Origin of the sequence: Cupriavidus sp. BIC8F (assembly GCF_032465815.1) — a bacterium.
GTDB lineage: Bacteria > Pseudomonadota > Gammaproteobacteria > Burkholderiales > Burkholderiaceae > Cupriavidus > Cupriavidus necator.
Genome location: NZ_CP136095.1, coordinates 2,566,392 through 2,590,860 on the forward strand (window position 1 = coordinate 2,566,392; position 24,469 = coordinate 2,590,860).

Annotated in this window: 21 protein-coding genes and 1 pseudogene; 8 read left to right on the forward strand and 14 right to left on the reverse strand. The window is 68.4% G+C overall.

Annotated elements, in window-relative coordinates; genetic code table 11:
* Window position 1: 1 nt before the first annotated feature.
* The 7 genes from RS901_RS31820 to RS901_RS31850 form a co-directional block, all read right to left on the reverse strand.
* Window positions 2-1,069 (reverse strand): ferredoxin--NADP reductase, encoded by a 1,068-nt coding sequence (locus tag RS901_RS31820; protein ID WP_316154590.1) that lies wholly within the window; start codon window positions 1,067-1,069, stop codon window positions 2-4.
* A 27-nt stretch (window positions 1,070-1,096) separates the two neighbouring features.
* Entirely contained in the window at window positions 1,097-1,861 is a 765-nt protein-coding gene (locus tag RS901_RS31825; RefSeq protein WP_114133836.1) for an SDR family oxidoreductase, read from the reverse strand.
* Window positions 1,845-3,551 (reverse strand): FAD-binding protein, encoded by a 1,707-nt coding sequence (locus RS901_RS31830; protein WP_316154594.1) that lies wholly within the window; start codon window positions 3,549-3,551, stop codon window positions 1,845-1,847. The genes RS901_RS31825 and RS901_RS31830 overlap by 17 nt, the downstream gene beginning before the upstream one ends.
* Before the next feature lie 19 nt (window positions 3,552-3,570).
* A complete protein-coding gene (locus RS901_RS31835; protein WP_316154596.1) occupies window positions 3,571-4,107 on the reverse strand; it encodes a flavin reductase family protein in 537 nt (178 codons plus the stop codon).
* Window positions 4,104-5,858, reverse strand: a complete 1,755-nt coding sequence (locus tag RS901_RS31840) for an FAD-dependent oxidoreductase (RefSeq protein ID WP_316154598.1) — start codon at window positions 5,856-5,858, stop codon at window positions 4,104-4,106. The genes RS901_RS31835 and RS901_RS31840 overlap by 4 nt, the downstream gene beginning before the upstream one ends.
* A gap of 26 nt (window positions 5,859-5,884) precedes the next feature.
* Window positions 5,885-7,114 (reverse strand): acyl-CoA dehydrogenase family protein, encoded by a 1,230-nt coding sequence (locus RS901_RS31845; protein ID WP_410054202.1) that lies wholly within the window; start codon window positions 7,112-7,114, stop codon window positions 5,885-5,887.
* A 161-nt stretch (window positions 7,115-7,275) separates the two neighbouring features.
* Window positions 7,276-8,427, reverse strand: a complete 1,152-nt coding sequence (locus tag RS901_RS31850; protein ID WP_316154600.1) for an LLM class flavin-dependent oxidoreductase — start codon at window positions 8,425-8,427, stop codon at window positions 7,276-7,278.
* 211 nt (window positions 8,428-8,638) lie between these two features.
* On the opposite strand from RS901_RS31850, the gene RS901_RS31855 reads away from it, so the two are divergent.
* A complete protein-coding gene (locus RS901_RS31855; RefSeq protein WP_316154602.1) occupies window positions 8,639-8,983 on the forward strand; it encodes a VOC family protein in 345 nt (114 codons plus the stop codon).
* A gap of 6 nt (window positions 8,984-8,989) precedes the next feature.
* Here RS901_RS31855 and RS901_RS31860 read toward each other — a convergent pair whose 3' ends face one another.
* Window positions 8,990-10,174: a helix-turn-helix transcriptional regulator gene (locus RS901_RS31860; protein ID WP_316154604.1), complete on the reverse strand. Its 1,185-nt coding sequence runs from the start codon at window positions 10,172-10,174 to the stop codon at window positions 8,990-8,992.
* 400 nt (window positions 10,175-10,574) lie between these two features.
* Between RS901_RS31860 and RS901_RS31865 the strand changes: the two genes are divergently transcribed.
* Genes RS901_RS31865 through RS901_RS31875 form a run of 3 tightly spaced genes read left to right on the forward strand, consistent with a single transcriptional unit; the run spans window position 10,575 to window position 13,471 of the window.
* Complete coding sequence (locus RS901_RS31865) at window positions 10,575-11,384, forward strand: SDR family NAD(P)-dependent oxidoreductase (RefSeq protein ID WP_316154607.1); 810 nt, start codon at window positions 10,575-10,577, stop codon at window positions 11,382-11,384.
* A gap of 33 nt (window positions 11,385-11,417) precedes the next feature.
* Window positions 11,418-12,374: an alpha/beta hydrolase gene (locus tag RS901_RS31870; protein ID WP_316154609.1), complete on the forward strand. Its 957-nt coding sequence runs from the start codon at window positions 11,418-11,420 to the stop codon at window positions 12,372-12,374.
* The gene (locus RS901_RS31875) at window positions 12,371-13,471 is read left to right on the forward strand and encodes a 3,4-dihydroxy-2-butanone-4-phosphate synthase (RefSeq protein ID WP_316154611.1); all 1,101 of its coding nucleotides are present in this window, start codon (window positions 12,371-12,373) and stop codon (window positions 13,469-13,471) included. The genes RS901_RS31870 and RS901_RS31875 overlap by 4 nt, the downstream gene beginning before the upstream one ends.
* Before the next feature lie 4 nt (window positions 13,472-13,475).
* Here RS901_RS31875 and RS901_RS31880 read toward each other — a convergent pair whose 3' ends face one another.
* Genes RS901_RS31880 through RS901_RS31895 form a run of 4 tightly spaced genes read right to left on the reverse strand, consistent with a single transcriptional unit; the run spans window position 13,476 to window position 17,598 of the window.
* Window positions 13,476-14,441, reverse strand: a complete 966-nt coding sequence (locus RS901_RS31880; protein ID WP_316154613.1) for an acetyltransferase — start codon at window positions 14,439-14,441, stop codon at window positions 13,476-13,478.
* A gap of 23 nt (window positions 14,442-14,464) precedes the next feature.
* A complete protein-coding gene (locus RS901_RS31885) occupies window positions 14,465-15,256 on the reverse strand; it encodes an SDR family oxidoreductase (RefSeq protein ID WP_316154616.1) in 792 nt (263 codons plus the stop codon).
* Window positions 15,257-15,289: 33 nt separating this feature from the next.
* Window positions 15,290-16,483 (reverse strand): sulfotransferase, encoded by a 1,194-nt coding sequence (locus RS901_RS31890; protein ID WP_316154618.1) that lies wholly within the window; start codon window positions 16,481-16,483, stop codon window positions 15,290-15,292.
* On the reverse strand, window positions 16,480-17,598 hold the full coding sequence (locus RS901_RS31895) for a DUF1214 domain-containing protein (RefSeq protein WP_316154620.1): 1,119 nt from the start codon (window positions 17,596-17,598) through the stop codon (window positions 16,480-16,482). Before RS901_RS31895 ends, RS901_RS31890 begins: the two co-directional genes overlap by 4 nt.
* 212 nt (window positions 17,599-17,810) lie before the next feature.
* On the opposite strand from RS901_RS31895, the gene cysD reads away from it, so the two are divergent.
* The 4 genes from cysD to RS901_RS31915 all read left to right on the forward strand — a co-directional run bounded on the left by cysD (window position 17,811) and on the right by RS901_RS31915 (window position 22,415).
* Window positions 17,811-18,707, forward strand: a complete 897-nt coding sequence (gene cysD / locus RS901_RS31900; protein ID WP_035826692.1) for a sulfate adenylyltransferase subunit CysD — start codon at window positions 17,811-17,813, stop codon at window positions 18,705-18,707.
* Window positions 18,707-20,653, forward strand: coding sequence for a sulfate adenylyltransferase subunit CysN (gene cysN, locus RS901_RS31905; RefSeq protein ID WP_316154622.1), 1,947 nt, complete (start codon window positions 18,707-18,709; stop codon window positions 20,651-20,653). Before cysD ends, cysN begins: the two co-directional genes overlap by 1 nt.
* Before the next feature lie 103 nt (window positions 20,654-20,756).
* Entirely contained in the window at window positions 20,757-21,896 is a 1,140-nt protein-coding gene (locus RS901_RS31910) for a helix-turn-helix transcriptional regulator (protein ID WP_316154624.1), read from the forward strand.
* Between the two features lie 78 nt (window positions 21,897-21,974).
* Window positions 21,975-22,415, forward strand: coding sequence for a nuclear transport factor 2 family protein (locus RS901_RS31915; RefSeq protein ID WP_316154626.1), 441 nt, complete (start codon window positions 21,975-21,977; stop codon window positions 22,413-22,415).
* A 66-nt stretch (window positions 22,416-22,481) separates the two neighbouring features.
* On the opposite strand, the pseudogene RS901_RS31920 reads toward RS901_RS31915, so the two are convergent.
* Both RS901_RS31920 and tnpC read right to left on the reverse strand, forming a co-directional pair.
* Window positions 22,482-22,817 (reverse strand): annotated as a pseudogene (locus RS901_RS31920) (isochorismatase family cysteine hydrolase); the annotation flags it as partial.
* Between the two features lie 52 nt (window positions 22,818-22,869).
* Complete coding sequence (tnpC, locus tag RS901_RS31925) at window positions 22,870-24,447, reverse strand: IS66 family transposase (RefSeq protein ID WP_316154628.1); 1,578 nt, start codon at window positions 24,445-24,447, stop codon at window positions 22,870-22,872.
* Window positions 24,448-24,469: the final 22 nt, after the last annotated feature.

The window sequence follows — 24,469 nt, forward strand, 5'->3', positions numbered from 1 at the left end:
GTCAATCCGGGAACTTCAGGTGGATTTCGCCGCTGGACGGGCGGGCCTGGCAAGCCAGGGTCCAGCCCGCCTCCAGGTCGGCGCGGTCGAGCACATGGTTATCGCCGAGCGTCACATCTCCCTGCGTCACCTGGCACATGCAGGCGCCGCACAGCCCGGCGCGGCAGGAACTGGGCGCGGCCACGCCGGCGCGCTGCAGCGCGTCGAGCACGGTTTCGTCCGGCGCCACGCCGACGTGGTGGGTCTCGCCGTCGAGCTGCACGGTCAGTGCGGCACCGCGCATCGCGGCCACGGGGGATGCCGGGGCGGTGTCCCCCGCGCCAGGGGCCCCGCTTGCCGGCGCCTTTGCCGCCGGCACGTCGGGCAAGGACACGAAGCGCTCCACGTGCAGCTGCCCGCGCGGCACCCCCAGGGCCTGCAGCGCGGCCTGGGCGCCGTCCATGAACGGGCCGGGCCCGCAGACAAAGCACTGCGCCACGCTCCACGGCCGCACCAGTTCCTCGATCTGGCGCTGCGTCGGCGGCCCCTGCACGCTGTCGAGCCAGTGGATCACGCGTAGCCGGCCAGGGTGGCTGCGCGCCAGTTCGGCAAGCGCCTCGCGGAAGATGATGGAGCGTTCGTCGCGGTTGGCATAGACCAGCGTGACCGCGCCGCGCCCGTGGCGCAGCGCCGCCTTGGCGATCGACAGCACCGGCGTGATGCCGCTGCCGCCGGCCAGCAGCAGGAAATCGCCATGCAGCGCGGACGGAGTGAACATGCCGGCGGGCGGCATCACCTCGACCGTATCGCCCGCGCCCAGGTGGTCGCAGATCCAGTTGGACACGCGCCCGCTCTGCACGCGCTTGATCGTCACGCGTAGGGCGTTGTCCACCTCAGGCGTGCTCGACAGCGAATAGCAGCGCTGCAGCGGCACGCCGTCCACGGGCACGCGCAGGGTCAGGAACTGCCCGGGACGGTAGGCAAACGCATCGCGCAGGCCGTCCGGCAGCGCGAATACCAGCGAATGCGCCTGGTCCGTTTCCGTGACGACTTCGGCGATCTGCAGCCGGTGGAATTGCACTGGCGCCATGATGTCCTTCTTTTGCTCGGGGCGGGGTCAGGCCACGCCCATGATGGTCTGCGCGTTGTCGATGCGCAGTTCCGCACCGTTGATGAAGCGCGATTCGTCGGAGGCCAGGAACAGCACCAGGTTGGCCACGTCGCGCGGATGGCACATACGCTGCATCGGCTCGGCGCCGCCCACCTCCTCCGGCAGGGCCGTGGCACCGCCTGGCAGGAAGGCCGCGGTCATCGGCGTGAGGATGCCGTCCGGGTGGATCGAGTTGCAGCGGATCCGGTAGCCGCTCTGCTTGCAGTGCCCCGCCACGGCGCGCGTGAGCGCGGCCACCGCGCCCTTGCTCGCGCTGTAGGCGCAGAACGCGCCCATGCCGCCCAGCGCCGCCACCGACGACATATTGACGATGCTGCCGCCGCCCGCCTTCATCGCGGCCACGCCGTACTTGCAGCCGAGGAAGTAGCCGTCGGCATTGATGCGCATCACGCGCTGCCATTGCTCCAGCGTGGCGTCCTCGACCGAGCCCAGCATCAGGATGGCGGCATTGTTGACCAGCACGCTGGGCGCGCCGAATTGCTTTTCGGTGCGCGCCATCACCTGCTGCCAGCCGGCTTCGCTGGCGATGTCATGCGGCACGAACAGCGCGGTCTCGCCGATCTCGCGCGCCAGCGCATGGCCCGCTTCCTCGTTGAGGTCGGTCAGCACCACGCGCGCGCCTTCGCGCGCCAGCAGCAGTGCGTCTTCCTTGCCGACGCCGCTGGCGGCCCCGGTGACGATGGCGATCTTTCCTTCAGTACGTTGGCTCATGGGTAGTCTCCTCGTTGGTGTGTGCCTGCCGGTCGCCGGCAGGCTGTCGTGTCAGGTGGCGGCCCGCGTTGCGCCCCGACCAGATGCAGTCGGCAAGCGACAGGCCGCTTACGTAATGGTTGGATGCGATGCCGACGGCAGTGCGGCCCACGGCGTAGAGCCCTGGAATGGGCGCCCCGCCGGCGGCAGCCAGTACACGGCCGCTGGACTCTTCCACCGACAAGCCGCCCAGCGTGATGGCCGGACACGGAAAGACGCGGCTGTTGGCAGAGATGTCGATGGCAAGCCACGGCCCGGTTTCGAGCGACGCGCACATGGGCGCCGACTTGCCGGCCGGATCGGGGATCTCGCCGCGGGCCGCGGCGTTATAAGCGTCGACGGTGGCCCGCAGCGCCGCGCCGGGCATGCCCAGCTTGCTGGCAAGCGCTTCGAGGCTGGCGGCGCGCCGCGCCCCCGCCAGCATCAGCAGCGCCGCGGGCAAGGCCTGGAAGGCCCACAGCCGGCCGCCCAGGCATTCGCGCAGGGCGGCGCGCGCCAGTTCGCGGTTCAGGACCAGCCAGGCCCGCCCGCCGTGCCGTTCGCAGATGGCGTGGCCAAGGGTGGCGCCGTAGGTTTCCTCGTTGCCGATGCGCGCGCCCTGCGCATCGACCACGCAGCCGCGCGCCCAGTCGAACGGCGGATTGATGAAGCGCCATGCCGAGACCCGCTCCAGGTGCCGCGTGGTCGCGCCCGCCGACTCGCCGAGGCGGATGCCGCTGCCGTCGCACCCGGTCGCGCCAAGGCGCCAGGTCTGCAGGTACTTGCCGGCGTGGCGCGCCACCATGGCGCGGTTGAAGATAAAGCCCCCGGTGGCCAGCACCACCGCGCCGGTGCGCACCGCGACCGGGCGCGCATGGCGCAGTTCCAGTTGCAGCACGCGCTCGCGCAGCAGGTCGGCCAGCGCAGGCGCTGCGTTGTGCAGGCGCTCGGCCAGGCGCGCCAGGCGGGCGTGGCGCTTCTGGTGGCGTCCCGGCGGCAGCTGCCACAGCTCGATGCCGACGACCGCGCCGTCCTTGTCGAGAATCAGCCGCCGTGCCGCGGTCTGGCGCATCACCGTCACCTCCGGCCGGGTCTGCACGGCGGCGCGCAGCGCGCCATACAGCGTGCGGCCGGACATCCCGGGGCCCTTCACGCGGTGGCCGCGCGGCGCGGGCGCGGCATGCTGCGCGTAGGCGGCAACCGCTTCGTTGCCGGAGTAGTAGAGGTAGTAGGGCTGCGCCGGATATGAGGTCTTGCGCGGCGGCACGGTGGCGGCAAAGCGCACGCCCAGGCCTTCCAGCCAGCCGATCATCTCGCGGCTGCGCTGGCAGAACGCCTGCAGCGTGGCATCGCTGACGACCCCGCCCGTCTCCTGGCGCAGGTAGTCCGCCATCGACTGCGGTGTATCGGCATAGCCCGCGGCGGACTGGTAGGGCGTGCCGCCGCCGGCGTAGACCACCCCGCCGCTCTTGGCGCTGGCGCCCCCGCCTTCGAAGCGTTCCGCAACGATCACGCGCGCGCCGCCATGCGTGGCTTCCAGCGCGGCACAGGCCCCGGCAGCGCCGAAGCCCACAACCACGGCATCGCAGGCGGCCTGCCACGGGTGTGCGTCCGGATCGTCCAGGCGCAGCGGCGCGTGGACCGGCGTGGCGGAATCGGGCGAAGGGTACATGCTGGCTTGCACTCCCGGCTTAGGCCGAACACAGTGCGCCAAGCGGCGCGGACGTGGTATAGGCACCGTCGACATAGACCAGCGGTGACACCTCGCCGGCCAGCTTTACCTCGCGCAGGCGCCCGATGAAGACCGCGTGCGTGCCATAGTCGAAGCGGCCATCCTGCTGGCACACCAGGTTCGCCTGGGCGTCGCGCAGGCACGGCACGCCGAGCAGGTCGTCCTCCCACTCGCCACTGGTGAAGCGTTCCTCGCCCTTGAGCCGGCCGCTGCAGTCCACCGCGATATCGCGGTGGTCGGCTGCCAGCAGGTTGATGCAGAAGTCCGCGCCGGCGTCCAGCGGCGGGTAGATCGACGAATTGCGGTTAATGCAGATCAGCAGCGAAGGCGGGTCCGCGGACAGCGAATCGACCGCGGTCACGGACATCGAATAGCGGCGCTCGCCATGGCGGCAGCTGATCACCGCCACCGAGCGCGCCATGCGGCGCATCGCCATCAGCATGTCTTCGCGCAGCGCGGTGCCGGGTTCGGCGCTGTTGTCTTGACTGGCGCTCATAAGGCCTCCTGTACGGTTTGAGCATGGGGCGCGGCGGCAGGCTGGCGCGCGTTCTGGGAGAGCACGTCGGCAGCGATAAAGCCGAAGGTCATGGCCGGGCCCAGGGTGGAGCCCGCGCCGGGATAACTGGTGCCCATCATCGAGGCACTGGTATTGCCGATGGCGAACAGCCCGGCAATGGCGGTGCCGTCGTCGCGCAGCACGCGCGCGCTGGCGTCCGTCACCAGGCCGCCCTTGGTGCCGATGTCGCCGGCATCGAGCCGCACGGCGTAGAACGGCGCCTTGCCGATTGGCGCCAGGCACGGGTTGGGCTGCACAGCCGGGTCGCTGTAGTAGGTATCGAACAGGTTGTCGCCCTTGCCGAACTCCTCGTCCACGCCGGTGGCCGCGTAGCGGTTCATGCGGGCCACGCTGTCAGCCAGGCCGCCGGCATCGACGCCGATCCGCTGCGCCAGCTGCGCCAGCGAGTCGGCGCGCACCAGGATGCCGGACAGGCTTGCCGGAATGCTGCGGTCCGGCATGACCGAGCCGGGCAGGATCGGCCCGCACGGGTATTTGTGGCGGAAGGTGGCGTCGAACACCATCCACGCCGGCACGCTGCTGCCGGTCTTCTCGTGGTCGCGGTACATGGCGGGCACGAACTCGGAATACGGCGCGGCCTCGTTGACGAAGCGCCGGCCCTGCCCGTTCACCACCAGGCAGCCGGGCATGGCGCGCTCGATAAAGAGCGCGCGCTGCTTTTCCTCGCCCTGCACATGCACGGTGGGTGCGCCCCAGACGTGGGACATCAGCGCCACGCCGGCACCGGCTGCCTGGGCGGCGCGGATGCCGTCGCCGGTGTTGTTGGGCGGCGTCGCGCTCCAGGCGGCCTGGGTCGGTTGCGGCAGGTACTGTTCGCGCATGGCCTGGTTGCGCTCGAAGCCGCCGGCGGCCAGGATCACGCCGCGCAGCGCGCGGATCTCCACCACGCGCCCGTCCTGCACCGCGCGCACGCCGCGGACGGTACCGTCCTCGACGATCAGGTCCTGCAGCGCGGTATCGAGCCACAGCGGGATCGCGCGGTCCATCATGGCCCGCCGCAGGCCGCCGACCAGGCTGTTGCCGAGCGTGAGCCGGCGGTCGCGCCGGGTCTTGCGGCGCCAGCCCAGGTCGAGCCAGTAGCGGGCAAACTGGCGCACCGCCAGGCCCAGCCAGCCGGGGGCGCGGCACAGCAGCGCATGCGCCTCGGCCGAGGTCACGGCCACGCGCCCGCCCACCAGCGTGCCCGGCGACGGCGGCCGCAGCCGCGAGAATTCCTCGCGCAGCTGCGCGCCGTCGAACGGCATCGGGTCGAGCGCGCGGTAACCCGGCATCGCGCCCGGAACCTTCTGGAAGTAGTCCGCGTAGCGCGGCAGCGTGTAGTAGCGCACGCCGGCCTGCTGCTCCAGGTACTGGAGCATGCGGGGCGCCTGCTCAAGATAGGCGCGCACGCGCTGCGGATCACCGTGCTCGCCGGCGCACGCCAGTATGTATTCCAACGCCGTGGCGTAGTCGTCGCGCCCGCCTGCCGGCGCGATATGGTGGTTGAGCGGAATCCAGATGCCGCCGCCGGACACCGCCGAGGTGCCGCCGTACTGGCTGCTCTTTTCCAGCACCACCACCGACAGTCCGCGGTCCGCGGCGCGGCAGGCGGCCAGCATGCCGCCGGCGCCCGAGCCGACCACCACCACGTCAAACTCGCTGGGCTGCATGCGCGCTCTGCTCTGGCTCATATTGAATCTCCGTGCCGGCGCGCGGCTCAGATGAAGAAGTCAGTGTTGGCGCGGCCCATCATCACGCCGCCCAGGTTCTGGCCGAAGCGGTCCAGGTTGTTGGCGTAGTGGGCGCGGGCCGCATGCAGGTCGAGGAAACGGCGCACCATCGGGTTGCTGCGGTAGATGCCGTTGCCGCCGGCATAGCGCAGCAGGCCGTTGGCCAGCTGCGCGCAGCGCTCGGCCACTTGCGCGGACTGGTAGCGGAAATGCAGGCGGCGCGGGGTCTGCACCTGGCCGCCTCCACGCGCAACGGTCAGCAGCTCGTCGAAATTGCGCTCAAGGATGGTCCGCATCTCGTCGATGGCGACCTGCGCGTTGGCGCAAGCCATCTGCGCGCCGCCGTCTTCCGCGGTCTTGCCGCCACCGTTGCTGCTGACGCGGCCATCGGCATAGGCGACAAAGTCATCGAGCGTGCCTTCCAGCGCCCCGATGCAGGCGGTGCACACCGCGCGCACGAAGATCTGCGCGAACGGCAGCCGGTACAGCGGCGCGTCATTGACCGCCAGCCCCGGGCTGGTGCCCATGGCGCCATCGACGGCGCGGTGGGTTCGGTAATCGGGCACGAACACGTCCTCGACCACGATATCGTGGCTGCCGGTCGCGCGCAGGCCCAGCACATCCCAGTTGCGCACGATCTTGTAGTCGGAGCGCGGCAGCAGGAAGGTGCGGTAGTCATAGGCGCCGCCCGGCTCGGCCGGCGGCACCAGCCCGCCCAGGAAGATCCAGTCGCACAGCTCGCTGCCGCTGGAGAACTTCCAGTGGCCGGAGAAGCGATAGCCGCCTTCAACCGGCGTGACCTTGCCCACCGGCATATAGGTCGAGGCGATCAGCGTGGCCGGATCGCTGCCCCACACTTCCTGCTGCGCGCGCTGGTCGAACAGCGCCAGCTGCCAGTTGTGCACGCCGACCACGCCATAGACCCAGGCCGTCGACATGCAGCCCTTGGCCAGTGCCATCTGGATGCGGAAAAAGGTCTGCGGATCGAGCTCGTAGCCACCGTGGCGGCGGGGCTGCAGCACCTTGAAGAAGCCCGCGGCCTGCATGTCGGCAATGGTCTCGGCGGGAATGCGCGCTTCGGCCTCGGCCTGCGCGGCGCGCTCGGCCAGCACCGGAATCATCTGCTCGGCACGCGCGATCAGCCGTGCCGCCAGTTCCTTGGGATTGTTGTCGTGATGCACCGCGGTCTCCTTGTTGCCTGGTTTTGTGGCTGGCATCGATGTTTGCACCGGTGGGGCGGGGTGCCATCGTCTGTTGGGACTAGCCTTGCGGGAAACAGGCTCGCCATCCATTGGCGATGCGTCTCCCAATCCCGACGGTGTGCTCCCTCTCCCGCAAGCGGGAGAGGGAGCACACCGGCAGGCTTGCGTAGCACCGATCAGGCCAGCGCGCGCAGCTTCCGTCCCTGCTTGCGGAAATGCGGGATCACGTGCTCACCGATATTGCGGATAGTCTCCAGCTGCGCCCACTGCGGCACCGTGCCCATCTGGCAAATGAACAGGATCTCGTCGGCGCCGGAATCGATCAGGCGCTGCACGTAGCCGATGCAGTCCTCCACCGTGCCGTAGGCATGGTTCGGGTTGAGCATCATCATCGCCGGGTCGCTGAAATCCACCGAGACCTTCTCGGAAGCGAAATTCGTGTTGATGACGGCCTTGCCCTGCGCGTCAGTGGCGGTGACATGCTCGTCGTCCCACTTCGAAGGATCGGGGCGCTCGCCGCCCGCATACCAGTACGACAGCGACTCCATGAAGTAGCGCTGGCCCTTGATGCCGATCTTGCGCGCGGCCACGCCGTCGTCCAGCACGATGGTCGGGCACAGCGCAGCCAGGTGCTGGTGCGGGCGGAAGCCAACCTGGTCATCGGGCTTGCGGCTTTCCCAGGCCGCGCGGTAGATCTCGTTCTTCTTGGCGACATCCTCGGGACCGCCGAAGCCGAGCACCAGCGCGCCCATGCCGCGCGCGCCCGCACGCTGCAGCGTGTCGGCATTGGTGCAGGCCAGGTACATCAGCGGGTGCGGGTCCTGGCGCGGCTTGGGGTGGATCGGACGGCGCGGGATCTTGATGAACTCGCCGTCGTGCTCGATCTCGTCCTGCGTCAGGATCTTCGGGATCAGGTACATCGACTCGTCGATCATCGGGTGCAGGCTGTTCAGGTCGTAGCCGAAGGTGCCGGCCTCCTGCTGGGTGCCGCCCTTGCCCACGCCGAAGTGCACGCGGCCGCCGGACAGGATGTCCAGCGTGGCGATGCGCTCGGCCACCTTGACCGGATGGTTCATCGCCGGCGGCAGGCACACTACGCCGTGGCCGATGCCGATGCGCTGCGTGCGTCCGGCAACGAAGGCCAGGAAGGTCTCCGGTGCGCTCATGTGCGCATAGTTGGTCAGTGCGGTGTGCTCGACCGCCCAGACCACGTCAAAGCCCATGTCCTCGGCCAGCACCACCTGTTCCATGATTTCATCGAACACCTGGTGGTCGCCGGCACGCGAGGCATCGACGGTCTGGGCTTCATAGATCAGTGAAAAACGCATTGCAGTCCCCTTCTCTGGCATTGATGGTTCAGGACCGCCGCCGGGGCGCCGCCGGTTGCCGCGCCACCGGCCCGAAGCGGCCTGTGTGATCGCAGTGTGGTCGGCGCAAGGCGTTGCAACATCGTCTGATTGGATTATGAGCAGGACATGGAGCATCCCTATCATTGGCCACGGGCATCACGCCCGCTTTCACCAGGAGGATCAGGACATCATGCAAGCCAGGCTGCTGCTTTACCCCGTCGCGGACATCGACACCGCGCTGCCGTTCTTCACGGAAGGACTCGGACTACCGGTGAAGTTTCGCGACGGAAACCGCTATTGCGCGCTCGACGCGGGCGCGCTGACTCTGGCGCTGGTGGCCGGCGAGGAACGCCTGGTGGACCAGCCCGCGCTGGCCTTCAGGGTGGATGAGGGTGACGATATCGCCGCGGCGATGGCACGGCTGGTGGATGCCGGTGCCAGCGTGACGCTGCCCGCGGCGCAGGGGCCGCATGAGACGCGCGCGGTGCTGGAAACACCGGAAGGCTTTGCGCTGGTGCTCAGCGCAAAGCCCTGACGTGGATTAGCCGAGAGAAATCACGCTGCTCAGCAGCATGCGGACCAGCGTGGCCTGCCGGGTCACGCCGGTCTTGGAGAAGATCGCCCGCAGGTGCGCGCGCGCCGTGTTCTTGCTGATGCCGAGCTCGTCCGCGGCCTCATCGAGCGTGAGCCCGTTGGCCAGCTGCAGCGCCAGCTGCGTCTCCGCCGGGGTGAAGTCAAAGAGCTGGCGCACCACCTCGTGCGAGGCCTGCGAGCGCCGCTCCGGGTCGCGGATGAACACCACGCAGGCGGGGCGCTTGCGGTTGTCCTCGGACCACTCGCTGAGCGGGATGGTGCGGATCAGGACGCCCAGCCTGGCGCTGCCGGACGGGCGCGTGATCGACATCGCTTCCATCAGCGCCGGCGTGGTGCCGAGGTGGCCCATCATGGCCTGGCGCAGCAGGCGCTGGAACTTGCGGTTCTCCTGGCCGTATTCCACGTCCAGCCCGCCTTTGGCAACGCGGATGCCATCCTTGGCGCCAAGGATTTCATCGGCGGCGGCATTGGTCTTGATGATGGCGCCGGACTCGTCCAGGATCACCATCCCGACCAGCATGCGGTCAATGGCGCTGGCATACACGGTGCGCTCGGATTCAACCACGTCGATGCGCGAGTGCAGGTCCACCGCGCGCTTCAGGTGCGGCAGCAGCGCGGTGCACAGCGCCTTGTCGGCGGCGGAGAAGTCGCGGCCGTCATGCTCGCGGCACACGCGGAAGCGGCATTCGACGCCGTCATCGGTACGCAGGTCCGCGCCCAGGATATAGCGGATGCCGATGTCCTTGAGGAACTGCTGGTAGAGCTCGCTCTGGCACCAGGCGCCGGGCCCCAGGTGTTCATCGATGGTCACCACCCGGTCCGACGGCAGGCCGATGAAGGGGTCGAGCGCGTAGTAGTAGTTGTTGTAGGAGATCTCGCCCGGCAAGGTCGAGCCATGCTCGGACGCGTTGACCATCAGCCCGGGACGGTCCGTGGCCGGCGAGCGCAGGATCAGCGTGACATAGTTGGCATTGAGCTGGCGGCGGATCTGTTCCAGTGCCTTGCCCCAGGGCACCTGCTCCATCGGGCCCTGGTAGATATTGCCCAGCAAAGTGCTGAACTCCGACAGCGACACCGTTGCCTGCGCGAACAGGTGTGCGGTCGCCTGGTTCTGGCTAACCTCCATCAGCATTTCCTCTGTCTCCATTGTGGCGTGCGCAGCGCTTCGGACTTGCCGGGTCGGCGCTGGCCTGCTACGGGCTCTGTGGCCCTTTTTGTGCCCTGATTATAGGGACGGCGTAGGGGTCGCGGCTTGCCCCCGCCTTCATGGTTTGCCCTAGGCAAGACCGGCGGCACACGCTGGCCGGACTAGTCCTGCGGGACAGGCCAATCCTCACGCGCCGGCGGGCCGAACACATACTCCAAACAGACTAAGGACAGACCCATCCGGGCCGTTCAAGGGCAAACCCCTACACGCCGTGTGATGCCCCCCTGTCCTACCCAAACAGACGATGCCGTGCCGCCGCGCTGCCGCTACAAGTCAGCCATGCGCGGCGATCCCCGCCGCCTTCTTTTCACGGAGAACCACGACCATGGCGGCAAACCCGCGGCAGCAGGCCGCAGTGATCACTGGAGCGGCCAGCGGCATCGGCCGCGCGCTCGCGCAGGCCCTGGCCGCGCAAGGCTATGCGCTGGCGCTGGCCGATATCGACGCCAAGGCACTAGAGGCGGCGCGCGCGGCGCTTGCCGGCCAGGGGGCAAACGTCATCGCCGTGCCCACCGATGTCTGCGACGTGCGGCAGATCGAGCACCTGTGCGAGGAAAGCTTCCTGCGCCTGGGCCGTGTCGACCTGCTGGTCAACAACGCCGGCGTGCTCGCCACCGGCCGCTGCTGGGAGCTGCCGCCGGAGGTGTTCGACCATGTGATGCGCGTCAACCTGTGGAGCGTGCTGCACGCTCTGCGCTGCTTCGTGCCGCGCATGGCGGCGCAAGGCGCGGGCCATATCGTCAACGTGGCCTCGATGGCCGGCCTGGCCGTGGGGCCTTGGCTGGCCCCCTACACGCTGTCCAAGCAAGCCGTGGTGGCGCTCAGCGAAGGGCTCGCGCTGGAGCTGCAAGCTGCGGGCCTGCCGCTGGGCGTGTCCGTGGTCTGCCCCGGTCCGGTGGCCACCGGCATCGCGGCCGGCATGGACGGCGGCGGGCCGCAGGAGGTGGACCAGATGAACGGCGCGCTGCGCAGCGGCATTGCCGCCGGCATGACGCCGGACGCGGTCGCGCGCTACATCCTGGACGGGGTCGCGGCCGGCCGGTTCTGGATCCTGCCGCACGAGCAGGCCGTGCATGCGGCGCTGGCGCGCGCGCAAGGCATTGCCGCCGGCACCCCGCCGGCGTTCGCGCTCTGACACTGATTTCCCCACTGCAATCCAGGAGACCCCATGCCGCTCGATCCCCAGGCCCGCGCCGTGCTTGAAGCCATGGCCGCCATGCCCAGCCCCGACTTTTCCACCCTGCGCGCCGCCGACTACCGCGCCGCGCTGGCGGCCATGCCCGCGTTCGCGCCCGGCGACACCATCGCCGCGCAGCAAGACTTCACCATCGATGGCGCCGCAGGCCCGCTGCAGGCCCGCCTGTACCGGCCCAACGACAGCACGGCACTGCCGCTCGTGGTTTATTTCCATGGCGGCGGCTTTGTGCTCTGCGGCCTCGATTCGCACGACAACATCTGCCGCGGCCTGGCGCGCCGCAGCGGCGCGCTGGTGCTGTCGGTCGACTACCGGCTCGCGCCGGAGGCACGCTTCCCCGCCGCCGCCGACGACGCCGTCGCGGCAGTGCGCTGGGCCGCCGCGCATGCGGCGCAACTGGGCGCCGACCCGGCCCGCCTGGCCGTGGCCGGCGACAGTGCCGGCGGCAACCTTGCCGCCGTGGCCTGCCAGCAGTTGCGCGGCAGCGGCATCGCGCTGCGGCACCAGCTGCTGCTCTACCCCTACCTGGACTGCAGCGACGCCGCGGCCGCCAGCGCCAGCTACCGCGCATGCGCGCAGGGCTACTTCCTCGGCGCCGCGGAACTGGACTGGTATCGCGCCCAGTACCTGGCCAACCCCGCCGACGCCGCCGATGTGCGCGCCAGCCCGCTGCACCAGCGCGAGCTGCACGGCCTGCCGCCGGCCACCATCATCACCGCGGAATACGACCCGCTGCGCGACCAGGGCGAGGCCTATGGCGAGGCCCTGCAGCGCGCGGGCGGCAGCGCCACCGTGCGCCGCTGGCCCGGCCAGTTCCACGGCTTTATCAGCATGCAGGGGATGATCGATGCCGCCAGCGATGCGCTGGATGCGGCCGCTGCGTCGCTGCGCCAGGCCTTTGGTGGCAACGGCCGACAGGAGGCAGCATGAGCGCCGCCACCACCCTGCCGCCGATGGCCGACGTGCTGGCGGCGCTGGCCGCGGGCCAGCGTGTGCTGGTGATCGAGGACGAGACCGACGAAGCCACCGGCTGCGTCCTGGTTGCCGCGGAACGCGCCAGCGAGGCCGATGTCAACTTCATGGCCGCCGAGGCGCGCGGCCTGGTCTGCATGGCGATCACCGAGGCGCGCCGCGCGCTGCTGCAACTGCCGCCGATGGCCGCGAACCACCGCCAGCGCGAGCGCTACACGGTGTCGATCGAAGCGGCCACCGGCGTCAGCACCGGCATTTCCGCGGCCGACCGCGCGCTCACGCTGCGCGTGGCGGCGGCCCCGCGCGCGCAGCCGCATGACCTGGTCCAGCCCGGCCACATCTTCCCGGTGGTGGCCCAGCACGACGGCGTGCTGCGCCGCGCGGGCTTTGCCGAGGCCTGCTCCGACCTGCCGGCGCTGGCCGGGCGCGTCGCCGCCGGCGCCTACGCGATGCTGCTCGATGACGATGGCGACCTGCTGCGCGGCCCCGCGCTGCTGGCCTTCGCGCGGCACCACGGCCTGCCGGCGGTTTCGATCAGCAGGCTGATCCACCACCGGCTGCTGACCGAAAGCGCACTGCGCCGCACGCATTCGACGGAACTGGCCACGCCCTACGGATGCTTCACCGTGCACGCCTACCATGACGCGCCGGTCGATGCGCTCCATCTGGCGCTGGTGCTGGGTCAGCCCGACCCGCAGCGCCCGGTGCTGACGCGCGTGCAGGCAGTGGAAATGCAGCGCGACGTGCTGGGCTTCGGCACGCCGGCCCAGCCCGCGTGGAACCTGGAGCGCTCGCTCGCCCGCATCGGCGCCGAAGGTTGCGGGGTGCTGGTGCTGCTGGATGAGCGCGAATCGCCGCAGCAGCGGCTGGACCGGCTGGCGGCGCCGGCCGCCGCCTCGCCGGCGCCGGCCTTCGCGCAACGCGCGCTGGGGGTCGGGGCGCAGATCCTGCGCGATGTGGGGGCGCACAAGCTGCGCCTGCTCAGCCACCCGGTGCCGTATCGCGCCGTCACCGGCTTCGACCTGGAGGTCACCGAGTTCGTGCCGCCGTGCTGATCTGTCAGGAACGGCAGCCGAAGCAATCGGCAAAGCTGCGCGTGAAGCGCTCCACTTCGGCGTCTGGCAGGTGGTTGATGCCGCCTGCCAGGCGCCGGCCGCCGCCGGTCTCGAAGCCGCGGCAGAAATCGGCCGCCCCGGTGGCACTGTGCGCGGGCACCCGCACGCTGACGGCAAAGCCGCCGCCGGACTTCGGCGAGAGCAGGCCGATGGCGTCGCCGGGCCGGCCGCGCACCAGTTCATTGGCCAGCACGCCGATCGCGCGCCGCGCCCACGGCGCGTCAGGCAGCACCAGCAGCGCGGCGCCGGGCACCTCGTGCGCGGGTGCCAGGCAGCGCGCGCGGGCCATGTCGTCCTCATAGCCGTCGCACAGCACCGCATAGGCTCCGCATTGCGCGGCGAAGGCCAGCGGGTCGGCAAACGGCAGCATGTGCCGCGCCAGCTCGGCGGGATCGAAATGCAGGTCCGCCACGCACTCGCCATAGGCGTTGTAGTTCAGGCAGGTGCCCAGCTGTTCCAGCACCGCGGTTTCGCACTCGCCCAACCCCGCCTGCGCCGCCAGCGCGCGCGCCACACCGCCCAGGTTGTCGCCAAACGCGGCGGTGATCGCCCAGCGCCGGTGGCAGCCATCCAGGTAGCGGTCGACCAAAATGCTGGTGCAGACCTCCGGCCCCTCGTCGATATGCGCGCGCAGGCCGGCATGTCCGGGCAGTTCGCCGGCATGGTGGTGGTCGAAGTAGTCCACCCGCGCACCGGCCCCGAGCAGCCGCATCAGGCCATCGCGGTTCTGCTCTAGCGAGATGTCCAGCGCGGTCACGGTGTCGCCCGGCCCGGCGTCGATACGCTCGAGCAGCCGGATATCGCGCTTGACGCCGGTGACCAGCGTGGCGTCGCCGGCATGCGCCAGGCGCAGTTGCTGCAGGGCGCACAGGCCGTCGGCATCGCCGTTGAAGGCAAAGTAGCGTGTCATGGCAGGCTTGCGGTGGTGTGGACTCAGGGCATGAAATCGCCGCCGTTGGCATCGAGCGAAGCGCCGGTGATGGCCCTGGCGTAGTCTGACACGAGAAACAGCGCCGCGCGCGCGCAGTCGTCGTCGGTCGGCATGCGGCCCAGCGCAATCTGCGCGGCCACCGGCGCGATCACGGTGTCCTCGCTCACGCCCTGCTCGGCCGCGGCGTGACGCACATAGCCCTGCACCGGCTCGCCCCACATCCAGCCCATGAAGATGCTGTTGGCGCGGATGCCATGCGGGCCCAGTTCGCGCGCCAGGTACTTGACCGCCACCGCCAGCGCGCCCTTGGACGCCGCGTAGCCGGATTCGCCGGGCATCGGCTTGCGCGTGGCCTGGGTGTTGATCATGACAATGGCGCCGCCGCCCTGCGGCTTCATCAGCGCCGCCACTTCCTGCGTCAGCGTCATGGTGCCGAACACGTTGGTGTCGAACACCTGGCGCCAGACGTCCAGGTCGGCCGCTGCCACCGGCTCGGGGAAGTTGCCGTGCTGGAAGGCGCTGTTGACCAGCGCGTCGATGCGGCCGAAGCGGCGCATGGTCTCGCCAGCCAGGTGCCGGGACTGGGCCCGGTCGGTGATGTCGGTCACCACCTTGAGCACTTCGCAGTCGGCGCCCAGTGCGTCAATGCGGGCCTGGGCGTCGTCCAGTTTCGCCGCGGTGCGCGCGGCGATGGCAACGGCGCGGGCGCCTTCGCGCGCCGCCTCCACGGCGAGCTTGACGCCCAGCCCGGGGCCGATGCCGGATACGATGACGATCTTGTCCTTCAACAGCATGGTGTTGTCTCCTGTGATGCGCAGTGCGCTGTCTTAGTTTTGCTTCAGGATATGCCGCGCGCGGTAGCCGGCGAAATCGCGTTCCAGTTGTTCCTGGCTCAGGCCGAACTGCTCCAGCGTGTAAGCGTGGGCCGCGCGCTGGTTGCGCGGGTTGCCCTCCATCCATGCCCACATGCCGGCGCGGGCGGACTCGGTCAGCGGCATGCCGGCAAAACGGTAGACCGCCCGCGCCACGCCGAAGGGATCGCGCACCGTATCCTCGAAGCGCACGTCGAGGAAGCGATCGGCAGGCAGACCGTCGCGCACCGTCATGGCATGGGCGGTGGCGCGCTGCATCTGCCCGCTCCACTGCCGCCCCACCGTGGCGGCATCGGGCGCGTCGGCGTACAGCTTCCACAGCGTATGCGCCATGCTGGCCATCGACGGAATGGTCTGGGCCGGGTCGCGATGGGTCAGCACGACCCGCGCGCCGGGAAAGACCCGGAACAGGATTTCCAGCGTATGCAGGTGCTGCGGCGTCTTCAGCACCCACCGCTGCGCCGGCGCCTCGCCGCGCTGCCGCTTCTGCCACTGCAGGAACTGCAGCATGGTCTTCAGGTAGGCATAGACCTGGGTGCGGTCCTGCCGCGCCAGCCAGTCGGTATAAGACGGCACGTTGGCATAGGAATCCATCGCGCACAGGAAGGAATGCTCCATCAGCATGAATTCCTCGTCGGCCGCCATGGCGTCGAGCGGATGGATGGCGAGGATTTCCGGGATAAAGTGGATCATCTGCGCCACTTCCTCGCGCGCCAGCCCGATGCGCCGGCCGGCGTCGCGCGCGTCCTCGCCGGGCAGCGGCGCCGGGTAGCGCGTTTCCCACCACGCCGCCGAGCAGAAGCGCGCGTCCGTGGCCAGCATGCGCTGCAGCAGCGTGGTGCCGGTGCGCGGCAGGCCGACGATCACCAGCGGATCGTCGACGCGCTCTTCCAGGATCTCGGGATGGCGCCGGCAGTAGTCCTGGATCACCAGCCGGTTCACCAGTTGCGCCTGCAGCTTGCCTTGCAGCATCTGCGCGCCCTGCGGCGACAGCCCGGCTTCGCGCGCGAGCGAGTCGGACAGCACCTCCAGCGCCTCGCGGTAGTCGCCCGGGCCAAAGTCAGTCAGCCCGCCGGCCTGTTCGCTGGCCTGTGCCAGCAGACGCCCCACGTCAAGCACTGCGGTGTCGTCGGATGCGATGGTGTTCATGCGTTCTCCCTGCATTCATGCCTGAGCGATTCAAGCTTGACCACGCGCGTGCGCGGATGCACCGGCTGCGCCGCCCCCACCCAGCGCCAGCACATGGTGCCGTTGCGGTGGCCGGCGGTTTCCAGCCAGTTGGGCAGGCCCGGAGCGCGCGCGCTGAGGATGACGGTGACGCCGCCGTTGGCATCCAGCCGGGCACTGTGCTTGTTCAGGCAGATGTCGTGGTAGCGGTAGTCGAGCGATTCCATCCAGTAGTTGTTGATCTGGAAATTCCAGAAATCGCAGGCCGGCACCCGGTCCACCTCGACCACCAGCGCTTCGTCGTCCGCCAGCGCCCAGCAGGAGTGGTAGTAGAAGATGTTGGGATCGCCGCCGGCCGCCTGGCATACGGCCTGGTCGGCGGGCGGCAGTGCATTGACATGGCCGCCATAGCCCTGGGCCCAGTCGGCGAAGATGCGCGCGGTGCCCTCGACAAAGCCCGCGGCGCGCAGCAGGCCGCCATGCAGGCGCTCGGCATCGAGCACCGGCGGCTTGCCGCCGCCATTGAGGCGCTCGATGTGCAGTTCGGCGGGGGTCTCAGCCTTGCGATCGAGAAAGGTCTGCCGCACCACCAACGCATTGGTGCCCGGCTCCATGCGCACCCAGTTGCCTTCGTGCTGGCGCGCGCTGAGGACGATTTCGAAACTGCCATCCGCCTCCACTGCCAGCTTGTTGCTGTCGAGAAAGCCGGTCTGGACCATGCGCCCGTCGGTTTCGTAGCCGCCCTTCTGCGTGCCGAAACTCAGGTAGGCCACCGTGCCGCGCCGGCCGCGGATGCGGTACTCGGCACTGCCGTCCAGGCGTGCGTAGCGATAGAGATTGTCCGGATTGTCCGCGCCGATCTTGGCGGTTTCGTGCGACGGCGAGAAGAAGCCGGGAAACGCCGGATCGGCAAATTCCACATGCATCTCCAGCGCAATGCGCAGCAAGCGGCTCAGGTAGCGGAAGCCCTCGGCGCGCGTGAGCGCGTCCGACGGGGCCTCCGGACGCAGGATCTGCTGCCCGCTGCGCTTGAGCACCTCGCAAAACTCGGCCCAGGTCTGGCCGCACAGCAATTGTTCTTCGGCGGAGTTCGCCATCTGCCTGCTCCCGTGGTTCGTCGGCGAAGCAACGATACCCAGCGCGGGGCAGCCCCAGCCTCGTCCGGGTGGACTAGGAAATGCGCGCCGCGTCCCGCGATTTCTTAGTCCGCCCGGACGAAGTGGCGAGGGGCCCCGGCTCGCTACCTTGTGCCCATGCCAGACCGCCGCGACATCCCTGCACGGCGCCGGCAAACCAAGAGGAGATCCCGATGTTGACCCACCTGGAGCAACTGGAGGCGGAGAGCATCCACATCATGCGGGAGGTGGTGGCGGAATGCGAAAACCCCGTCATGCTCTATTCCATCGGCAAGGACAGCGCCGTGATGCTGCACCTTGCCATGAAGGCCTTCCACCCCGCGCGGCCGCCGTTTCCGCTGCTGCATGTCGATACCACATGGAAGTTCGGCGAGATGATCGCGTTCCGCGACCAGACCGCCGCGCGGCTTGGCCTGGACCTGCGCGTGCATGTCAACCCCGAAGGGCTGGCACGCAACATCAGCCCGCACGAGCACGGCTCCGCCGTCCATACCGACGTGTGGAAGACCCAGGGGCTGAAGCAGGCGCTGGACCACTACGGCTTTGACGCCGCCTTCGGCGGCGCGCGCCGCGACGAGGAAAAGTCGCGCGCCAAGGAGCGCGTGTTCTCGGTACGCACCGCCCAGCACCGCTGGGACCCGAAGATGCAGCGCCCCGAGCTCTGGCGCCAGTACAACACGCGCAAGCGCAAGGGCGAAAGCCTGCGCGTGTTCCCGCTGTCCAACTGGACCGAGCTGGACATCTGGCAATACATCTACCTGAACGACATCCCCATCGTGCCGCTTTACTACGCCAAGGAGCGCCCGGTGGTGGAGCGCGACGGCACGCTGATCATGGTCGACGACGAGCGCCTGCCGCTGCGCCCCGGAGAAACGCCGCAGATGCGCAAGGTGCGCTTCCGCACGCTGGGCTGCTACCCGCTCACCGGCGCGATCGAGAGCGAGGCCGACACCCTCGGCGGCATCATCCAGGAAATGCTGCTGGCGACCACCTCGGAGCGCCAGGGACGGCTGATCGACAGCGACTCGGCCGGTTCGATGGAAAAGAAGAAGCAGGAGGGATACTTCTGATGGAAACCCTGATCGACACCGCGCCCGCGCTTGCGCAAGACGCCGCGCAAGCCACCGGCACCTCGGGCGAGATCGCCCGCTACCTGCGCGCCCAGCAAAGCAAGGGCCTGCTGCGCTTCATCACCTGCGGCAGCGTCGACGACGGCAAGAGCACGCTGATCGGCCGGCTGCTGTATGAATCCAAGATGCTGTTCGAAGACCAGCTCGCCCAGCTGGAAGCCGACTCGAAGAAGATGGGAACGCAGGGCGAGAACCTCGACTTCGCGCTGCTTGTGGACGGCCTGGCCGCGGAGCGCGAACAAGGCATCACCATCGACGTGGCCTACCGCTTCTTCGCCACCGACAAGCGCAAGTTCATCGTCGCTGACACGCCGGGGCACGAACAGTACACGCGCAACATGGTCACCGGCGCCTCCACCGCCGACCTGGCCATCCTGCTGGTGGACGCACGCCGCGGCGTGCAGACCCAGACGCGCCGCCACAGCTACCTGGTGGCGACGCTTGGCATCCGCCGCGTGGTGCTGGCCGTCAACAAGCTGGACATGGTGGACTACTCGCGCGAGGTCCACACCCGCATCGAGAACGAGTACCGGGAGTTTGCCCGGCAGATCGGCCTGACCGATATCACCTGCATTCCGATGTCAGCCCTGCGCGGCGACAACATCACCGAGCCCAGCGCCAATACCCCGTGGTATCACGGCCCGACGCTGATGGCCCACCTGGAGAACGTGCCGATCGACAACGCGCCCGTGCAAGGCGAACCGTTCCGCCTGCCGGTGCAGTGGGTCAACCGGCCCAATCTGGACTTCCGCGGCTTTGCCGGCACCGTCAGCGCCGGCGAAATCCGCCGTGGCGACCGCGTGCGCGCGCTGCCCTCGGGCCGCGAGAGCCGCGTGGCCGGCATCGTCGGCGCCGCCGGCGCGTGCGAACACGCCATGCGCGGCCAGGCGGTGACGCTGACGCTGGAGGATGAGATCGACATCAGCCGCGGCGACGTGCTGGCCTGCCCGGAAGACCCGCCGGCGGTGGCCGACCAGTTCGAGGCCACGCTGGTGTGGATGAACGAGGACGCCATGCTGCCCGGGCGTCCCTACCTGCTCAAGCTCGGCACGCGCACCGTGGGCGTGACCGTGGCGCAGCCCAAGTACAAGGTCAATGTCAACACGCTCGAACACCTGGCCGCGCGCACGCTGGAGCTGAACGAGATCGGCGTGTGCAACCTGCACCTGGACCAGCCGGTGGCCTTCGATCCCTACGCGCGCAACCGCGAGCTGGGCGGCTTCATCATCGTCGACCGCCTCAGCAACAACACGGTCGGCGCCGGCATGCTGCACTTTGCACTGCGCCGGGCGCAGAACGTGCACTGGCAGGCCATCGACGTGGACCGCCGCGCCCATGCCGCGCTCAAGCACCAGTCGCCGCGCATCGTCTGGTTTACCGGACTCTCCGGCGCGGGCAAGTCCACCATCGCCAACCTGGTGGAAAAGCGCCTGCACGCGCTGGGCCACCACACCTACCTGCTCGACGGCGACAACGTTCGCCACGGCCTGAACAAGGACCTGGGCTTCGCCGAGGCCGACCGCGTCGAGAACATCCGGCGCGTGGCCGAAGTGGCAAGGCTGATGCTCGATGCGGGCCTGATCGTGCTGGTGTCCTTTATCTCGCCGTTCCGCTCGGAACGCGACATGGCCCGCGCGCTGGCCGGCGACGGCGATTTCGTCGAAGTCTTCATCGACACGCCGCTGGCGGTGGCCGAGCAGCGCGACCCCAAGGGCCTGTACCGCAAGGCGCGGCGCGGCGAGCTGAAGAACTTCACCGGCATCGATTCGCCGTACCAGCCGCCCGAGCGGCCTGAGATCCGCATCGACACCACCGCCGACACCGCGGAGCAGGCGGCTGAGCGGATCGTGGCGTGGCTGCGGGAGGCAGGCGTGCAGCGCGAGTAGCGCATCTAGCCCGAACGGACGATGATGGCGTGGCCGCTATCGGTACGATGGGAAAGGCGGGATTCCCGCCTTTCCTGTTGCCCTGCATCGACGGACCTTCATCATGCTGCCAGACCCCCTGCCGGCCGCCGAGCTGAGCACCCTGCTCGCCCAGCTCTACCAGGGCCCGACCGAAGCCGTGCCCTGGGCCGGCTTCCTGGAAAGCGTGCGCCAGCGCCTGGGCGCCGCCTTCGTCACGCTGGTGCTGCGCCACCCTGCCACCGACCGGCCAGGCCTGATCGTCAATGCCTCCGACTACGGCCCGCACCTGCCTGGCGAACCGTCGTACAGCGAGCAGTACTACGCACTGTGCCCCTTCCTGGACCTGCACCCCGACCGGCTCTTCAGCGCCGACGAACTGTTTGGCGAAGCCGGCTGGCTGGCACACCCTTTCTACACGCAGTACCTTCAACCGCTGGGCCTGCGCTATATCCTGGCGGCCAACCTGGTCACGCCCGACGGCGTGGAATGCGCGCTCTTCATCAGCCGCACCGACGAGAGACAGGATTTCGGCGACGCCGACAAGGCACTGCTGCACGGCCTGCTGCCGCACCTGAAGCGCGCCGTGGACCTGCATGCCGCGCTCGACGTGCTTGCCTCTGAACGGTCCCTGTACGCGGATGCCGTGGACCGGCTGCAGGTCGGCACTGTCATCCTGGACGAGCATGGCATGGCCATCCGGACCAACGACGTCGCCGGCCGCCTGCTGCAGGCGCGCGACGGCCTGTACCTGTCAGACGGCGCGCTGTACGCGCACTGCCCGGTGGAAAACCGCAGGTTCCGCAAGATCCTGGAAGGCGCGGCCCAGGCCCACGCGCTGGCCGCACCGCGCAGCGAAGTCACCACGCTGAGCCGGCCCGCCGCGCCGACGCCCCTGAGCGTGCTGGTGCGGCCGATCCCGCTCAGCTATCGCAGCGAAGACAAGTCGCGCCGACCCGCGGTGGCGGTGTTCATCCGCGACCCGGCGGGATCGCCGCGCAATACCCACGCCAACCTGCGCAAGCTGTTCCACCTGACCCCGACCGAGATCGAACTGGCTTTGCTGATGGTCGACGGGCTGACGCTGGATGAAGCGGCGATGCGGCTTGGCGTCAAGAAGAACACGGCGCGGGCGCACCTGCGGGGCATCTTTGCCAAGACCGGGGCGACGCGGCAGGCGGTGCTGGTGAAGATGTTGCTGTCCAGCGTGGTGGGGATGGGGTAAGGGCTTCGTACTCCAACCGGACGATGTCGGAATATCGCTGGACTGCCTTAATTCTCCCAATCTACCGGAGACAAGCCGATGACCGACGATGCAGTGCAGCTTGCCAATCTCCTCTACATCTATGCCGAGCGCATGGACGCCGGTGATCTGCCGGGGGTCGCTGCACTGTTCGAACATGCGGAGATCGAAACCGGAGATGCCGTGCAGCGAGGTTCCGAGGCCATGCTGAAGCTCTGGCGAGCCTATGTGAAATTGCATGCGGATGGAACGCCCAGAACCAGGCATGTCATCAGCAATCCGATCATTGAGATTGCTTCGGACGGCCTGACAGCGACCGTCAGATCGTACTATACGGTCCTCCAGGCATCCGAACGTATCGCGCTACAAGTGATCGCGGCCGGTCGCTATCATGACGCCTTTGAAAAGGTCGAGGGACGCTGGCGCTTCAGCCGCCGCAATTATGCGATGCTCGATTTGAAGGGCAACCTGACCGATCATCTGCTCGTGCCGTCTGCCTGAGGGATGACACGGTGGCATTCTAAGAATGGGTAATTGCTTCCCAGACTGCCGCAATGCCAGCCAATGCTAGGCAAGCAAGCGCAAGGCATCAGCGAGCGAAAGCACCGTTGTGCGCGAATCGAACGCCGTTGAAAAGAGATGATCGTGCACGACCTGATCCGGGTCGTAGCAGCAATCCTTGACCGTGAATAAACGGAAGTCCGCATCGCTCGCGTAGGCGACCGACGACAGCACCACACCGGTCGACGCAATGCCCACCATGAGCAGGGTATCGATACCCTGCGCGGAAAGCCGCACCTGCAGGTCGGTACCAAAGAACACGCTGGCACGATGCGCGATGATGAGCGGCTCCGTGGCCCGCTGGCCGAGTTCCGGCGAGATCTGGTCGTCGACGAAAAGACCGTAAGCAGTCTTTTAACGACGCCCCTCAGCGTTGCAGCGTGAGACGCAAGATTCAGCGGGGTGCAGCAGGCATGTTCCACGGCATCAACGCCGCGTAGTCGTCGGCAGTCTGTGCGAGCGGGAGGCGCTGGAACAACCAGGTCAGATAGCGATACGGTTCGATGCCGTTGGCCCGGCAGGTCTCGATGAGCGAGTAGAGGTTCGCGCTGGCTTCTGCGCCGGCGACGGAGGTCGAGAACAGGAAGTTTTTGCGGCTGATCACGAATGGCCTGATCGCGTTCTCACAGGCGTTGTTGCTAATTGGCCAATCCCCATTCTCGACGTAGCGAATGAGCTTGGGCCACTGCCCGCGCAGGTATTGCAGCGCCTTTCCAAGCAGGCTGCCAGGCACTACGTTTGGCAACTGTTCGCGCAGCAACTCCTCGATGGCTTGTAGCACACGCGCACTGTATCGGCGACGAAGCCGCTGTCGCCGCGCTGACGGCCACTCGGCCGAGCGCGATTCCGCGGCGAACAACTTGCCGATGAGCTTGACGAAGCGCGTGGCCGTCAATTGCGGCGTGCGCAGGGCCTTGGGTACAGCCTCCTCTGCCTTGATCACGGCACGCCGCGCGTGGGCCCAACAACCAAGGTGAATGAGCTGGTGCTCGATCGCCAAGCCGTTGTAAAGCTCGTAGCCATCGGTCATCAACGCCGCACCTGGACGGATGCCAGCATAGATTTCCTTGGCGTGTTTGGCGCCGCGTCCCGACGCGTAGCTGAACAAGCGCACGGGCGGCCCGGAGCCGTTCATTTGCGCCCACATGTAACTCTTCGTCTGTGGCCGCCGTCCCGGCTCCTTCAAGACCTGGAGGACCGTCTCGTCGCCGTAGAGGATGTCAGACTCAAGCAGCGTGTCGCGCAGCAGGTTGATCACCGGCTGCACGGCCTGACCCACGCGCACCATGCTGGCGGCGATGGTATTCGCCGAGATGTCGCCGCCGAAGCGGCGCAGCAATGCGGCCTGGCGATACAGCGGCATGCCGAACTGGTACTTGCCGGTGGCAATCCAGGCCAGTGCCGACTCGGTGAACAGGCCACGGGGGATGATACGCGGCGGGGCCGGCGTGACCTTGATGCCCAGATCGCAGCACGGGCAGGCGCGCTTGACGCGCTGGTGCTGGATGACACGGACCTGTTCCGGGATCACGTCCAATTGTTCGCTGATCTCGACACCGATCTCGACCAGCGCGTGTCCATCGTTGGCACAGAAGCGCTCGGACTCTGGCAGGTCGTGGCGCACCACTTCGCGTGGCAGATTAGGATCGAGGGGCTTGCGACCACGCTTCTTGCGGGTGTGAGCAGCGATCTTCGTGCCGGGCACGTCTTCCTGTGCCGGCTGTGCGTTGGCGGTGAGTGCTTCGGCCTCGTTGAACAGCCCGAGCTGGTCCGCATCACGCGCTTCGCTCTTGGCGCCGAACAGTTCGCGCCGATAGGCACGCAGTCGTTCTTCTGCTAGGTCGCGCTCCGCCTTTACCAGGCGCAACTCACCCTGAAGGACATCACGTTCGAGGCGAAGCTGGCGCGCTGCGTCGCGTTCTGCGAGCAGCTCCTCAAGTTCTTCAGCGGTGATCGTGACGTTGATGGGCATGGCGGGTTGGACCGACATGCCC